The sequence below is a fragment of the Chitinophaga sp. 01L420 genome (assembly GCF_056399985.1).
On record NZ_JBFTSK010000003.1, the window covers coordinates 170,232 to 185,196 of the forward strand.

Sequence of the window (14,965 nt, forward strand, 5' to 3'; positions counted from 1 at the left end):
ATTACGAATTAAGAATTACGAATTACGGTGTGGCGGATATATCCGAAGATCATGCTATACTCCGTAATTCGTAATTTATAATTCTCAGCTCAGTTTCCCCAGCCAGGTTCTCATTCTTTCCACCCCTTTTTCCAGCTTATCCATGCTGGTGGCATAAGACAGGCGGATACAGTTAGGCTGTTGGAACGCACCACCGGTAACAGTAGACATGTGGGCTTTATGAAGAAGATACATACAGAGGTCATCTGCATCTTTGATATATGAATCTTCAAATGATTTATTCAGGAATGCGCTTACATCAGGAAACATGTAGAAGGCGCCTTCCGGATCATTCACCTTTAAGCCGGGAATGGTTTTCAGGGCCTCATGTATGTAAGCACGGCGTTTTTTGAATTCTGCCACCATTTCCACAGCAGTAGTCAGCTCGCCGGTAAGGGCGGTAATAGCCGCCCGCTGCGTGATGGAGCAGGTAGCGGATGTAAACTGGCTCTGGACTTTGTCACATGCTTTGGCAATATCCAGTGGTGCCGCCATATAACCCAAACGCCAGCCTGTCATGGCAAAGCCTTTGCTCAATCCATTGATAATGATCGTGCGGTTGATCAGATCACCAAACTGCGCGATACTTTCGTGGTGACCAACGTAATTGATATACTCATATATTTCATCAGAGATGATAAAGATCTCCGGATGTTTGGCAAATACCGCCGCCAGTCCTGCCAGCTCTTCTTTTGAATATACGGATCCGGTAGGGTTGCAGGGAGAGGAAAACATGAACAGCCTGCTTTTAGGCGTGATAGCCGCTTCCAGCTGTTCTGGCGTAATTTTATAATTGTTTTCAATGCTGCAGGGAACAAATACGACTTCTCCCTGGCAAAGACTTACCTGTTCTGAATAGGTAACCCAGTAGGGAGTTGGTATGATGACTTCATCGCCGGGGTTTACAATGCTGAGTACTGCATTGGCCAGGCACTGCTTGGCGCCGGTGGATACAACAATCTGTTCCGGCGTATAGTCAAGACCGTTATCTCTTTTAAGTTTGTGTACTACCGCCTGTCTTACGTCTGCATAGCCAGCCACGGGTGTATAGTGTGTAAATCCTTCGTCAATCGCCTTTTTGGCGGCTTCCCGGATATGTGCCGGGGTATCAAAATCCGGTTCTCCGATACTAAGGTCTRCGATGTCTATACCCTGGGCTTTCAACTCGCGGCCGAGTTTAGCCATTTTAATTGTTTGAGGCTCGGAAATCCGTGACAGCCTTTCTGCTAGTTGATTCATATCTTAACGTTGTACCGGAACAAACCTACAGAAAAAAAGTAGATAATACATGGAAAGATGATACCCGGCTGCTACTGCAATGCAGAAGGGGCCGTAATCACGGCCCCTTCTGCATTTATACGGATTATAATTTATTATTTATTAATAGTAGCTGGGGATAGCATCCACCATCAGTTTATCTGTACCAGTGCTGCCTGGAGTACCTGCAAAGTAGATGGTATATACGAGACCAGTACTGAAAGAAGTGATAGTTAGCTTGTTATTGGTTGCCAGTACTACATCAGTACCTGCTTTCTTAATGGTAACGGCGTTATTCACACTGAAGTTGCTGAACTGCTTAAATGTAGTAGAAGAAGCCAGTTCACCTATGGACATATACGCACGGTTACTGTCTATTTTCTCACTACCTATATAAAAATCTACTTTATCATTTGGACCGTTTGGAGACAGGTTAAAGCAACGGATGTTGATTTTCGTTTGACTCGCAGAGGCCAGGTCGTTCAGCACTGTGATTGACTTTACCGGGTTGTTAAATATAACATGTGTATAGTAAAGGTTAGAATCCAAAGTGGCATTGCTGGTGGCAATTACACTATCTCCGGTTAGTTTCTTCAGATCAAAGGCATGTGCACCGCCCAAAGCGTTATATGGGGCTACGAAGTTGAAGCCAACACTAACACCGTCTTTGCTTATTTTCTGGCCATTATCGTAAAAACTGGCAGGAATGGTGCTGTTGGAAACGTTCATAACAATGACTTTGGCCGTTTGCCGCTGAGGCGTGACATTGTTATCATTTTTCAAACAGGATGTCATTCCGGTAACTACGGTCAACAGGGCTGCTGCGGCCCATACGCGATTTTTCTTGGTTAGCATTTTGCGCTCAGTTTTTTAATTTGTGTTATTGATCAGTTGTTTTTTTGTCGTTTGGTCTGAAGCGGGAAAGGTCTGGCAATACCTTTTTATGACGTGCCACCTCCGCTGTATAAATCACTTGTCCCAATGCCCTGAGAAAGGGCTTACCTGTTTCTTCAAAAGCCTGTTGGTCGTCTCCCAGTATTCCACTTGTATTTACAAAGATGCTCGCTGATAATAAAAACTCAGTATTGTTGGCGAAATCCACAATATAAGCGGTATCGGTCAGAAATCCGTAAGCCCATCCTGGTTTATTAAATATCCTGATATGTGGTGGTATCTGGCTATCTCTCTCTCCTCCGAAAAGCAAAAATCTCGTATATGCCTGGTAATATTGTTCCGGATCATATATTGGATCGGTTGATTCCTCCGGATATTGTGACATACTCTGATACAAAAAATGATAATCTTCTCCTGTTAAACGGAAACGCTGTTGATTTGTTACAGCCTCCGGAAAAATTATGCTGCGTAATATGTTGTGTAAGTGAATGAGCGGGAGTTTGTTGCGATGGGAGAAGTTCATGGGCTGGCGTTCCAGCTTATCCAGATGGTTATAATACGCCTTTCCGGCGAAGTCCTCCCGTAGGGGAAAAGTAAGCCCGCTATGCTGTGCCGGCTGCTGGTAGTGGACCACATTCCCCGTTTGAAATACCACACCGTTGGTGTGCTTATTGGCAGCTTCATAGAGGGGAAGCCCCACCCGGTGCCGGATCTGGGCCTGATCATACCCCATTTCCCATAGCCGCCGGTTAAAATGTTCCTGTCCTATTAGCTCATATAGCCGGTTAAAGGCGTCGTTGTCGCTGACCAGGAATATTTTTTTGATGTAATGAGCCACCGATGGCAATCCGGAAGCGGCAGAATGATCACGCCGAACCCCGGTATTAATATCCGGTAGCGGATCTGTAAATAAAGGCGTATTCCGGTGAAGGCCCGGCAGCCCCAGATCATTCAGCTTTTCCAGTGCCAGTGCTACTGCCGGCAATTTTACCGTGGAAGCAGGGTAGAAGTAGGTATCCGGGGGGACACCATAGAAATAGTCCGTGAAATGCGGCAATTGCTGCTCATCCCGGTCTATCCGGGTGAAAATTACCTGTAAGCGGTAGGAGGCAGGGTCGCTGAAAACGGTGCCTAACTGGCTTTTGTGACTTTTCAGCAAAGCATCCAGAAAATTATCTGTTGCCGGATAATGTTGGGTTTGCATATATTTGCCGTTGTTATTGATTGTAAAGCAAAGGAATAATATTAAAAAGACCAGAATCCAGGATCAGCAGATTTATAAAAAAGTATGCCAACTTACCTGCAAATGCAGGCGCGTACTCATTTTGCGCGTCTTTTAACAAGGGCTTTAATATATCGATTTAAATTCTATCTTTGCAACTCTTAAAAATTTTTTTTATAAACCCGAAACAAACAGTATGCAACTTAAAGGACTGGTAAGATTTTTTGCCATCGCACTGATCCTTATCTCTTTGTACCAATTGTCCTTCACGTTTTTGGTGCGGAACTATGAGAAGAAGATAGAGCAGCAGGCCAAGAACGATGTGGCCAAACAATAYCCTACACCTGAAAAGAAATATCCCGCTGACAACCAGAAAGAACTGCGGGGCTTCTACTCAGATACGTTGGCTGGGGTTATTAAGCAAAGGAGACAAGAGATCGTGGACAGTACCAGCAGCAAGCAAATTGCAGGTTTCCCATGGTATGTTACCTACACCAAGGCCAAAGAGAAAGAACTGAATCTCGGTCTGGATCTGGTAGGAGGTATGAACGTTGTACTGGAAGTAAACGTGGAAGATGTGATCCGCGCTTTATCCGGTCAATCCAAGGACGCTGCATTTAACAGAGCGCTGGTTAGGGCAAATGAGCTGAAAAAGACAAACCAGTCAGATTTTGTTACTTTGTTCGGTCAAGCATACGCCGAAGTAGCTCCTCAAGGTAAACTGGCGACTATCTTTGCGAACGCCTATCAAAAAGATATCACCTTCAATTCTTCCAATCAGCAGGTGCTGGACATGATCCGCAAGGAATCACGTGTTGCCATTAAAAATACCTATATCGTACTGCAAAAACGTATTGATAAATTCGGTGTGGCACAACCCAACATCAGCCTGGACGAAAACAAAGGCCTGATCTCTGTGGAACTCGCAGGCGTTGATAACGCTGCACGTGTACACAAATACCTGCAGGCTACTGCTAACCTCGAATTCAGAGAAGTATACAAGAACAGTCCGGAATTTTTCCAGAATGTACTGCTTCCTGTAAATGAGGCTATCAAAAATTCACTGAATACCACCAGCACTCCTGCTGTAGCCGCTGCAGATACTGCAAAGGCTGCAACTACTCCTGCTGCCGGCGATACCAGTAAAGATGCCAGTCTGACACAATACCTGTCAAAGAAAGATACCAGCAAAAATGCCAGCAAGGAACTGCAAATTAAAGAACAGCAGAAACAAAATCCGCTGTTCATGGTATTTATCCCTAACGCAGATCCTCAGTCCGGTACCATTTTCCCTGGTCCTTCTATCGGAAGAGTGTTTCCTAAAGATACTGCTACTTTCAGCCGTTACCTTCGTCTGCCAGCTGTTCAGGCTGTTTTGCCTAAAGATGGCGTGATTGCATTCGGTCCTGAAAATAAAGAAGATAAACACGGCCCAATGGCTGTTTACCTCCTGAAAGTGAATCCTGCTAACCCTGCTCCCCGCGTTGGTGGTGAAAGGATCGTAGATGCACGTCAGGATATGGACCAGAACAACCAACCGGAAATCAGCATGACCATGGACAACGTAGGTGCCCATGAATGGAAAAAACTGACCGGCGAACTGGCTCCAACCAATCCAAAAGATCCTGCTACCTTAAACTATGTTGCGGTAGTACTGGATAATATCGTTTACTCTGCACCTTCTATACAGGGCGAAATTGCCGGTGGCCGTTCTTCTATCAGTGGTAGCTTTACCATCGAAGAAGCAAATGACCTCGCCAATATCCTGAAATCCGGTAAAATGCCGGCTCCTGCCCAGATTGTACAGGAACAGATCGTAGGACCTACCCTCGGCGCTGAATCCATCGCTGCTGGTGCCAAGTCTTTCATGATCTCCTTCGGAATCATTTTCGTACTCATGCTGGTGTATTACAACTCAGCTGGCTGGGTAGCGAACATTGCACTGGTACTCAACCTGCTGTTTACCTTCGGTATCCTGGCATCTATGGGGGCTACGTTAACAATGGCCGGTATTGCCGGTATGGTACTGACAATCGGTATGGCGGTAGATACCAACGTAATCATCTTCGAAAGAATCAAGGATGAACTTACCCAAGGTAAGTCATACCATGATGCCGTAGCAGACGGTTACAAACGTTCCTATGCGCCGGTATTGGATGGTCACGTTACCTCCCTCCTCACTGCATTCATCCTGTTTTACTTCGGTTTAGGTCCTGTATTGGGCTTTGCTACCACTCAGATCATAGGTTTGTTCCTGTCTCTGTTCTGCGGTATCCTGGTTTCCCGTATGGTAACTGACTTCTGGATGAAGAGAAAAAGACATTTCGAATACTTTACCCCTATTTCCCGTAAAGTATTTAAACACGCTGCCTTCGACTTCGTAGGTAAACGTAAATATGCTTATATCATCTCTGCATTTGTAATGGTAGCAGGTGTATCTTCTTTCTTCCATGGTTTCGACCACGGTATCGATTTCTCCGGTGGACGTAGCTATACTGTTCGCTTTGAACATCCGATGAACAGAGAGAAAGTGGCAGATGTACTGAAGAAAGAATTCGAATCAGAAGTATTCGTTAAAACAATCGGAAGTACTAACCAGCTGAACATCACCACTGCATACAAAATTGAACAACAGAGCCTGGCAGTAGATAAAGAAGTAGCTGATAAATTATATGGTGGTCTGAAGCAGTTCTATGACGCTTCTGTAACACCTGAAGTATTTGCCAGCCGCTATATTGTTGGATCACAAACGGTATCACCTACCATTTCCGATGACTTACGTGCCGGTGCCGTAAAAGCCACCGTGCTGTCGCTCGTAGTGATCTTCCTGTACATCCTGTTACGTTTCAGCAAATGGCAGTACTCTATCGGTACTATATTCTCCCTGCTGCATGACGTACTGGTAACACTGGCAGTATTCTCCTGGTGCAGATCTTTTGTACCGTTCACACTCGAAATTGACCAGCACTTTATTGCTGCGATCCTGACGGTGATCGGGTTCTCCATGAACGATACCGTGATCGTATTTGACCGTATCCGTGAATACTTCAGAACAGGTAAACATGGCCGCGACAGAAATGTTGTTATCAACAAAGCGATTAACGATACCCTGAGCCGTACCATTATGACCTCCCTCACGGTGTTCCTGACCATCCTGATATTATTTATCTTCGGTGGTGAAGTAACCCGCGGTTTCGCCTTTGCGATGCTGATAGGTGTGATCACTGGTACTTACTCTTCTATCTTCGTGGCTGCTCCGGTACTGGTTGACTTTGACAAAAAGAACCAACTGGGCAATGAAAGTGAATCCGTAGAAGTAACTGCTCAGAAAGCAGCTCCTGCTACTAAATAAGTGAGATAACTGAAATAATGTTTGATAAATAAAAACCTCCTGGCTTGCCAGGAGGTTTTTTTATGTGTAAGTATTAAAGAAGATAATAAGCCGGTTATTATAGTGCATTACCCCCCTATCATTATAGTCAGCACTACCTTTTCACTATGTAGGTCCGCCGAGCCTATGCTTAGCACCCGCTAAGTACCTATAGAAGCAGTGCAGTTGAGGTGGACTTGAGGTGGACTTGATGCGGGGATGAGGCCAGAACCAGCCATGGCAGCGCTGTTGTAGCAGGCTGTAGCTGCGAAAAAAGATATTTATTATTAAAAAGAAGCAGGTATAAAGGGGTTATTCATCAAGGGTTTCTGAATACAAAACCTGTTGCAACAGTATCCTGCTGATAATCTATTTCCATGCCCATCAGGTACATGCCATGTGCTTTTTTCATGATCACTGGTATACCGGCAATATCAAATATGTCATCATCTTCCATCATGGCATCAAATCCTAACATATAAGCTACACCGGAGCAACCACCGCCTTTCACACCCACCCGCAGGTAAGGTGCTTCTGTAGCACCCTGTAATAATTTTTTCACTTGATCTACAGCATTGGCTGTCAGTTGAATGGGGGAGTTATTCGCCTTGTCCATTATCCATATTTTTATCAAAGTTAGGCAAAACAACAGGGGACACCCGCACTGGTATACCCAAGGTAACCTCAATGGGCTGCAGCCAGCGCCAGTAGTTCCTGATGTAATGTCAGTACCTGCGGGATCACCATATGCTGCTCATCGTTGTGTATGATATAATCGCTTAAGCGCATTTTGATGGTTTCATCAATTTGTTTGTAAATGCGTGCCAGCACTTCATTACGGGTAACATTGTCCCGTTTCATGACGCGATGTATCCGCAGTGGCTGGGGGGCAAAAACGGCGATTACTTTATCGAGGTGGTGGAAGGATTCCGTCTCAAAAAGGAGGGCGGCTTCCTTTAGAACATAAGGGGTATGCTGTTGCAGGGCCCATTGGTCGGAATCCCGGATGGTAGCCGGATGTACCAGGGAGTTGAGGATGGCCAGCTTGTCTTTGTCGTTGAATACAATATTGCCGAGGTATTTTCGGTTGAGGACGCCGTTGGCATCATATACTTCGGCGCCAAAGTGTTGTTTCACCTGCTCCACCAGCTCCGGATCACGTACCAGTATATCTTTTGCTCTTTCGTCCGCATAATATACGGGCACGCCTAATAATTCAAATATTTTGCTAACGGTGCTTTTACCAGAGCCTATGCCTCCGGTGATTCCTATCTTTAACATAACCCCAATTTAAAAAAGAATTACGAATTTGGAATTACGAATTACGGAGTTGTATGTAGACAGTAGCGAAATATTGGTCCGCTAATATCTACATACAACTCCGTAATTCGTAATTTCTAATTCGTAATTTCTTTATTTGGTTTCAGCCGCTTTCTGTTGCGCTGAAGTATATTCCATGCTGATAGCAGAACGCTCAATGGTAAAGCTGGTACCAGGACTAACTTCCATTAATACGGTATTGTTATCGTTCATTTTTTTCACTTTACCGTGAATACCTGCGATGGTAACAATTTTATCGCCTTCTTTCAGGTTGTCAATAAATTGTTTCTGCAGTTTTGCTTTCTTAGTCTGAGGGCGAATCATAAAAAGCCACATAACGACAATCATACCACCAAAAAACAGGAAAGAAACCCAGGAGTTACCGCCGCCTGAGGCACCGCCTTGAGGCGCCATTAATAAAATGTTCAGGATGTTCATCTATAATTGATTTAATAGTTTATTCGGGTCTATTTGGTAATAATATTACACTGGATTTTAGGTCCTACCACATAACCGTCTTTATTGTTGATTTTGACAGAAATCTCTTTTTCTGTATAACCGGATTTACCATGACTATCGAAAATAACTTTCATATAGCCGGATTGTCCGGGTTTGATCGGTTCTTTCGGCCATTCCGGTACTGTGCAACCACAGCTGGAGATAGCATCTTCGATCAGTAGTGGGCTGGTGCCCGTATTGGTGAATTTAAAGGAGTACTCTACCTTTTCACCGGCTGCAATTTCTCCGAAATTATGCACCTTTTCTTCAAAAGTGAGTGCAGAGGATTGCCCATCTTCTTTTACCTGTCCGCTGCCGGCAGCACCTGCGGCAGTGGTGTTAGTTTTTGCACTATTGTTACAAGCCGCTATCAGCAGGCTTCCACAGGCGAATAAACAGAACAGCTTTTTCATGGTATTGCTATTTTTTAGGTAAAAATAACTTTTCCCACTTACTTTTTGGGACGGTCTTGTTTTTGAACCAATTGTTCTTTTTCCAGGTCTTTCAGGATATTATCCAGAATACCGTTGATAAACTGTCCGCTCTGTGGTGTGCTATATGCTTTTGCCAGATCGATATATTCGTTGATTGTTACTTTGGTAGGAATGGTAGGGAAGTAAAGGAACTCACATACCCCCATTTCCATCAGTAACATATCTACCGCTGCTATGCGCTCAGAATCCCAGTTTTGTAACTTGGGTTTGATCAGCTCCAGGCAGTAATCTTTCTTGTCAATTACTGTCAGCAACAGTTCTTTTGCATAATCCAGCTTTTCTTTGCTGATCAGCTGCAGGAAGTTGAAGAGATGTGGCTTGTTGAAGTAATTGTTGATCAGAATGCTCATCATTTCTTCATCATCGCCCCAGTGGAGGAAGGTATCTTCCATATGCTGTATAAACAGCTCACTTTTGCCCAGTACTTCTTTATAGATARATTCGAGTATTTCCTTTTCACCGGCTTTGGTACGGGTGCCGTCTGCTATATAAGCTTTGTAGGTATCCGTAACGGTCATCTGGTTATAAAGCTTTCTGAGCAGATCATCATCTGTTTGCAGCTTCATCTTCCATTGCTCCAGGTTTACCTGGAACCCCTTATCATTGGTTATCTGGAAAATAAATTCATTACCTGCAATTTTGGTATTTACCTGCAGATCCTCGGCTGAGGGTAAGTGTTTGGAGGCACGGGCCTGCGCATCAATTTCTGCGTATTGCGCCACCTGTACCACTGAATTAAGTAAGTAGGTAAAGATCTGACAGGTTTGGTCCAGCTTTTCGTTTAAAAGTCTGGTGGCCGTGCCTGGCTTAATACTGCTTTCATCCATCGTTTCCAGGGCGTAAAGTGTTTGCATCACTTTTACCCGGATGTTTCTTCTACTGATCATCGTATAAAAAAGAACTGGTATAAGGGCGCAAAACTAGAGAAAAAAATTCATATTTAAGGATATTTGGCAGGGATAGCCCCTGGAGCGGATTTGTCTTACCCAGGATTTTAGGGATGCGGCTGATTTTTTTCTGGTAAGACACCTTCATTTCCTGTCATTTCTGTCATTTTTTCGGGTTGCCTGTCATGATTTGTCAGTATGGAATCTAGTCAATACCTTCGTGAACTGCAAATTTGACCCGAAAACCGCCTTGGCACAATTCTCGTGGACGGGAAGGAACAAAATATAAACATCTTTTTTAAATAAAATCTACTATGGCTAAACAATTAAGTATTAAACCTTTAGCTGACAGGGTAATTGTGAAACCTGCAGCAGCAGAAGAGAAAACAGCTGGTGGTATCATTATCCCGGATACTGCAAAAGAAAAACCAGTGAGAGGCACCGTAGTGGCTGCTGGTCCTGGTAAAAAAGATGAACCAATCACTGTGAAAGTAGGTGATACTGTTCTGTATGGTAAATACTCTGGTCAGGAACTCCCTATTGAAGGCGAAGATTACTTAATCATGCGTGAATCTGATATCCTGGCTATCGTTTAAGATAGCAGCACGGATATGTTTTAATTCCTAATAGAAAAATCTACAAAGTATTATGGCAAAACAAATTTTCTTCAATATAGACGCCCGCAACAAAATGAAGAAAGGCGTTGACACTCTGGCTGATGCCGTTAAAGTAACCCTCGGCCCTAAAGGTCGTAACGTAGTTATCGAAAAGAAATTCGGTGCTCCGGGTGTAACTAAAGATGGTGTTACCGTTGCGAAAGAAATTGAACTCGAAGACGCTATCGAAAATATGGGTGCGCAAATGGTGAAAGAAGTAGCTTCCAAAACTGCTGACCTGGCAGGTGATGGTACTACCACTGCAACTGTTCTGGCACAGGCTATCATCGGCGACGGTTTGAAAAACGTAGCTGCCGGTGCTAACCCAATGGATCTGAAACGTGGTATCGACAAAGCGGTTAAAGCTGTAGTTGAAAATCTGAGAAAACAGTCTGAAAGTGTTGGAAACGACAACCAGAAAATTGAACAGGTAGCATCTATCTCCGCTAATAACGATAACGAAATTGGTAAACTGATTGCCCAGGCAATGCAGAAAGTAACCAAAGACGGCGTTATCACTGTAGAAGAAGCTAAAGGTACTGACACTACTGTTGAAGTAGTAGAAGGTATGCAGTTTGACCGCGGTTACCTGTCTCCTTACTTCATTACCAACAGCGAAAAAATGCAGGCTGAACTGGCTAACCCTTACATCCTGATCTACGATAAAAAGATCAGCACTATGAAGGATATCCTGCACATCCTGGAAAAAGTAGCTCAACAAGGCGCTCCACTGGTGATCATCTCCGAAGATCTGGAAGGTGAAGCACTGGCTACCCTGGTGGTAAACAAACTGCGTGGTACCCTGAAAGTTGCTGCTGTTAAAGCTCCTGGCTTTGGCGACAGAAGAAAGGATATGCTGCAGGATCTGGCTACCCTGACCGGTGGTATCGTGATCAGCGAAGAACAAGGTTACAAACTGGAAAATGCTGACCTGACTTACCTCGGTAAAGCAGAATCTATCACTATCGATAAAGATAACACTACCATCGTAGGTGGTAAAGGTGAAAAAGATGCGATCACTGGCCGTATCGGACAGATTAAAGCGCAGATCGAAGTAACTACTTCTGACTACGACCGCGAAAAATTACAGGAACGTCTCGCTAAATTAAGCGGTGGTGTGGCTGTACTTTACGTTGGAGCTGCTACTGAAGTAGAAATGAAAGAAAAGAAAGATCGCGTTGACGATGCTTTACACGCTACCCGCGCTGCCGTTGAAGAAGGTATCGTGCCTGGTGGTGGTGTGGCTTACATCCGCGCTATCGAAGCATTGGCTGAACTGAAAGGTGAAAACAATGACGAACAAACCGGTATCTCTATCGTTAAACGTGCCATTGAAGAACCATTACGTCAGATCACTGCTAACGCAGGTATCGAAGGTTCTATCGTAGTACAGAAAGTGAAAGAAGGTAAAGGTGATTTCGGTTTCAACGCCCGTACAGAAGTTTTCGAAAACTTACTGGCTGCTGGTGTAATCGATCCAACTAAAGTAACCCGTATTGCACTGGAAAATGCTGCATCAATCGCTTCTATGCTGTTGACTACAGAATGTGTAATCGCTGATAAACCAGAACCTAAGTCTTCTGCTCCAGCAATGGGCGGCGGTGGCCACGGTATGGGTATGGATTACTAATCTATATTATTACTATAAAAGGAACTCCTGCAGGCTTAGGCTGGCAGGAGTTTTTTATGCCAGTAACGGAATAATTGTAACTTTCGCGGCGGATATCCGTTAAACAACCAGGATCGTAAACAGAAGCGGATGAATACAGCTGTTAAACTATTAAGTGCCTGCCTGATTATATTACTGACGGCATGTACTAAAAATGAAGGGCCCCTGGAAATGAATACGGGAGATGTGCGGATGGAAAATGTAATCCTCAGCTATCTCAGCGCCCATAATGAAACTGCCATCAAAGATGCTTCAGGTCTTTATTATAAGATCCTGCAGCCAGGCGACAGCATTCACTTTGTGAAAGCGACCTCCATTCCCACCATCATTTATTCTACCCAACTACTCTCCGGAGAAATAGTAGGTACTTCATTTGGCCCGACTGACTTTGATCAGCGGGAGCTGAAAAATCATATCCCTGGCTGGCAGATAGGACTACAGAAAATTTCCAAGGGCGGGAAAATCAGGTTATATATTCCTCCAGCCCTGGCCTACGGCCCTGTCGGTATACCTGGCGTCATTCCACCCAATGCCGTTCTGATTTCTGACCTGGAATTAATAAATTTCAGGTAAAAAATCCTTACTATTATCTACCGTATTGTCAACTTTTAATTTCATAATAAAATCGAAACTGTAATTGTATGAAGAAAGTTTTTCTGTTGGGAGGATTGTTTTTATTAGTGCTCGCTGCCTGTTCCAAAAAAGATGATACTCCTCCTTATGATGTGAAAGCGCAGTATAGCATTGACTCCGCTAAAATTGTTGCGTATGCGGCAGCTAATAATATCACTGACTTAAAACATGATTCACTGGGTATTTTTTACCAGATCATTAAAAGAGGTACAACAACAGATACCGCCAATGCTGCGGCTTATGTAAACGTAGCCTATGTTGGTACTTTTCTGGATAAAACGGTGTTCGATAGCAGCTATAATGCCAGTTTTGATCTGAACCGGGTGATTACCGGCTGGACAATAGGTATTCCCAAAATAGGAAGAGGTGGAGAAATTAATTTGTTGCTGCCTTCTTTTTTCGCTTACGGGCCTCAGGGGCGAAGCCAGATTCCGGGCAACACCGTATTGGTCTTTAATGTAAAGCTGAAAGATTTTCAGAATAAATAATTGTTGACAAGATAAAGGAAAAGCGGTGCCGGCTCAGCCAGCACCGCTTTTTTATGTTATTGTTTTATTCGCCCGCTTTCCATTAATTTTACAGATAAACTATAAAATAGTGGCACACGAATGTATTTCAGTATTTGATATTTTTAAGATAGGCGTTGGTCCCTCCAGTTCCCATACCCTGGGCCCCTGGCGGGCGGCACTCCGCTTCCTGGCAGAATTGGAACAGGATGGCAGATTACCGGCTGTCAGCAAAGTACAGGTGTTATTATATGGCTCCCTCGCTAAAACAGGCCATGGGCACGGTACTGATATTGCAGTACAACTGGGATTGTGTGGAGATGATCCCGTCACCTTTGATGTAAACCAGATCACCCCTAAAATGGATGATATCCGCCGCAGCCGTAAAATGTTGCTGGCAGGTAAATATGAAATAGACTTTGATCCCGTTGAAGACATTGACTTCCTCTTTGAAGAATCTTTGCCTTTTCACCCGAATGCCCTTACATTCCTGGTATCGTTCCTGGATGGAGAACAAATCGCTTCTACCTGGTATTCTATCGGTGGTGGCTTTGTAGTGCAGGAAGGACAGAAAGGAAGCGGCGCACAACAGGTAGATCTGCCTTTCCCTATTGATACCGCCCGTCAGCTCCTGCAATGGTGTATCAAAACAGGATACAGCATTTCTGAACTCGTAATGGAGAATGAACAGGCCTGGCGCCCGGAAGAAGAAACCCGGAAAGGAATACTTAATACCTGGCGTGTGATGCAGGAATGTACTTTCCGAGGATGCCATACCAGCGGTGAATTGCCCGGCGGACTGAGAGTAGGTCGTCGCGCTGCAGCCCTCAATAAAAAATTACTGAAAGGACGTACCTATACAGATTATGCCTCCTGGATTACTGCTATCAGAGCAGGTGGCGAGCATTTCAGCTATACACTTGACTGGGTAAGCTGCTTTGCGCTGGCAGTAAATGAAGAAAATGCTTCTTTCGGCCGCGTAGTTACTGCACCCACCAACGGCGCCGCTGGTGTAATACCCGCAGTATTGCAGTATTTCATTGCCTTCTGCGATGGTTTCCATGATGATAAAATACAACAGTTCATCCTCACTGCATCTGAAATAGGTAGCATCTTTAAAAAACGCTCCACTATCTCCGCAGCTATGGGCGGTTGTCAGGCCGAAATCGGCGTGTCCTCTGCGATGGCTGCTGCAGCCCTCACCGAATGTATGGGCGGTTCCCAGCGCCAGGTGCTGATGGCGGCAGAAATAGCGATGGAACATCACCTTGGTCTTACCTGCGACCCAATCGGCGGACTGGTACAGATTCCCTGCATCGAAAGAAATACGATGGGCGCCATTAAAGCTATTACAGCTTCTCAACWGGCCCTGCAAAGTAATCCGGAACTGGCAAAAGTTTCGCTGGATGCTGTGGTGAAAACCATGTGGGAAACAGCCCAGGACATGAATTCCAAATACAAAGAAACTTCTGATGGAGGCCTGGCGGTAAATATTCCGATCAGCTTACCGGAATGCTAAC

General features: G+C 44.5%; 14 protein-coding genes. 6 read left to right on the top strand and 8 right to left on the bottom strand.

Going from position 1 to position 14,965, the window contains the following annotated elements:
* Positions 1-84 precede the first annotated feature (84 nt).
* The 3 genes from AC1DP6_RS04655 to AC1DP6_RS04665 form a co-directional block, all read right to left on the bottom strand.
* Positions 85-1,278, bottom strand: coding sequence for a pyridoxal phosphate-dependent aminotransferase (locus AC1DP6_RS04655; protein WP_477053787.1), 1,194 nt, complete (start codon positions 1,276-1,278; stop codon positions 85-87).
* Positions 1,279-1,419: 141 nt separating this feature from the next.
* Complete coding sequence (locus tag AC1DP6_RS04660; RefSeq protein WP_477053788.1) at positions 1,420-2,151, bottom strand: DUF4397 domain-containing protein; 732 nt, start codon at positions 2,149-2,151, stop codon at positions 1,420-1,422.
* 25 nt (positions 2,152-2,176) lie between these two features.
* Positions 2,177-3,394 carry a serine hydrolase gene (locus AC1DP6_RS04665; RefSeq protein WP_477053789.1) on the bottom strand — a complete coding sequence of 406 codons (1,218 nt, stop codon included), beginning with the start codon at positions 3,392-3,394 and terminating at the stop codon, positions 2,177-2,179.
* A 214-nt stretch (positions 3,395-3,608) separates the two neighbouring features.
* On the opposite strand from AC1DP6_RS04665, the gene secDF reads away from it, so the two are divergent.
* A complete protein-coding gene (gene secDF, locus AC1DP6_RS04670; protein ID WP_477053790.1) occupies positions 3,609-6,764 on the top strand; it encodes a protein translocase subunit SecDF in 3,156 nt (1,051 codons plus the stop codon).
* 337 nt (positions 6,765-7,101) lie between these two features.
* Here secDF and AC1DP6_RS04675 read toward each other — a convergent pair whose 3' ends face one another.
* The 5 genes from AC1DP6_RS04675 to nusB all read right to left on the bottom strand — a co-directional run bounded on the left by AC1DP6_RS04675 (position 7,102) and on the right by nusB (position 9,981).
* The gene (locus AC1DP6_RS04675; RefSeq protein WP_477053791.1) at positions 7,102-7,398 is read right to left on the bottom strand and encodes a HesB/IscA family protein; all 297 of its coding nucleotides are present in this window, start codon (positions 7,396-7,398) and stop codon (positions 7,102-7,104) included.
* A 68-nt stretch (positions 7,399-7,466) separates the two neighbouring features.
* Entirely contained in the window at positions 7,467-8,063 is a 597-nt protein-coding gene (coaE, locus tag AC1DP6_RS04680; protein WP_477053792.1) for a dephospho-CoA kinase, read from the bottom strand.
* Between the two features lie 132 nt (positions 8,064-8,195).
* Positions 8,196-8,540: a preprotein translocase subunit YajC gene (yajC, locus tag AC1DP6_RS04685; protein WP_441571803.1), complete on the bottom strand. Its 345-nt coding sequence runs from the start codon at positions 8,538-8,540 to the stop codon at positions 8,196-8,198.
* 29 nt (positions 8,541-8,569) lie between these two features.
* Complete coding sequence (locus AC1DP6_RS04690; RefSeq protein ID WP_441571802.1) at positions 8,570-9,013, bottom strand: DUF1573 domain-containing protein; 444 nt, start codon at positions 9,011-9,013, stop codon at positions 8,570-8,572.
* Positions 9,014-9,051: 38 nt separating this feature from the next.
* Complete coding sequence (nusB, locus tag AC1DP6_RS04695) at positions 9,052-9,981, bottom strand: transcription antitermination factor NusB (RefSeq protein ID WP_477053793.1); 930 nt, start codon at positions 9,979-9,981, stop codon at positions 9,052-9,054.
* Positions 9,982-10,295: 314 nt separating this feature from the next.
* On the opposite strand from nusB, the gene AC1DP6_RS04700 reads away from it, so the two are divergent.
* The 5 genes from AC1DP6_RS04700 to AC1DP6_RS04720 all read left to right on the top strand — a co-directional run bounded on the left by AC1DP6_RS04700 (position 10,296) and on the right by AC1DP6_RS04720 (position 14,964).
* Positions 10,296-10,577, top strand: coding sequence for a co-chaperone GroES (locus AC1DP6_RS04700; protein WP_079473337.1), 282 nt, complete (start codon positions 10,296-10,298; stop codon positions 10,575-10,577).
* A 52-nt stretch (positions 10,578-10,629) separates the two neighbouring features.
* Positions 10,630-12,267, top strand: coding sequence for a chaperonin GroEL (gene groL, locus AC1DP6_RS04705; RefSeq protein WP_441571800.1), 1,638 nt, complete (start codon positions 10,630-10,632; stop codon positions 12,265-12,267).
* Positions 12,268-12,396: 129 nt separating this feature from the next.
* On the top strand, positions 12,397-12,879 hold the full coding sequence (locus tag AC1DP6_RS04710) for an FKBP-type peptidyl-prolyl cis-trans isomerase (protein WP_477053794.1): 483 nt from the start codon (positions 12,397-12,399) through the stop codon (positions 12,877-12,879).
* Positions 12,880-12,947: 68 nt separating this feature from the next.
* The gene (locus tag AC1DP6_RS04715; RefSeq protein WP_477053795.1) at positions 12,948-13,427 is read left to right on the top strand and encodes an FKBP-type peptidyl-prolyl cis-trans isomerase; all 480 of its coding nucleotides are present in this window, start codon (positions 12,948-12,950) and stop codon (positions 13,425-13,427) included.
* Positions 13,428-13,536: 109 nt separating this feature from the next.
* Positions 13,537-14,964, top strand: coding sequence for an L-serine ammonia-lyase (locus AC1DP6_RS04720; protein WP_477053796.1), 1,428 nt, complete (start codon positions 13,537-13,539; stop codon positions 14,962-14,964).
* Position 14,965: the final 1 nt, after the last annotated feature.

Bases quoted from the DNA above. Each gene is read 5' to 3' on its own strand.
- groL (WP_441571800.1), top strand. From the start codon at position 10,630: ATGGCAAAACAAATTTTCTTCAATATAGACGCCCGCAACAAAATGAAG.
- yajC (WP_441571803.1), bottom strand. From the start codon at position 8,540: ATGAACATCCTGAACATTTTATTAATGGCGCCTCAAGGCGGTGCCTCA.
- AC1DP6_RS04690 (WP_441571802.1), bottom strand. From the start codon at position 9,013: ATGAAAAAGCTGTTCTGTTTATTCGCCTGTGGAAGCCTGCTGATAGCG.
- AC1DP6_RS04675 (WP_477053791.1), bottom strand. From the start codon at position 7,398: ATGGACAAGGCGAATAACTCCCCCATTCAACTGACAGCCAATGCTGTA.
- AC1DP6_RS04660 (WP_477053788.1), bottom strand. From the start codon at position 2,151: ATGCTAACCAAGAAAAATCGCGTATGGGCCGCAGCAGCCCTGTTGACC.
- AC1DP6_RS04715 (WP_477053795.1), top strand. From the start codon at position 12,948: ATGAAGAAAGTTTTTCTGTTGGGAGGATTGTTTTTATTAGTGCTCGCT.
- coaE (WP_477053792.1), bottom strand. From the start codon at position 8,063: ATGTTAAAGATAGGAATCACCGGAGGCATAGGCTCTGGTAAAAGCACC.
- AC1DP6_RS04665 (WP_477053789.1), bottom strand. From the start codon at position 3,394: ATGCAAACCCAACATTATCCGGCAACAGATAATTTTCTGGATGCTTTG.
- AC1DP6_RS04700 (WP_079473337.1), top strand. From the start codon at position 10,296: ATGGCTAAACAATTAAGTATTAAACCTTTAGCTGACAGGGTAATTGTG.
- AC1DP6_RS04710 (WP_477053794.1), top strand. From the start codon at position 12,397: ATGAATACAGCTGTTAAACTATTAAGTGCCTGCCTGATTATATTACTG.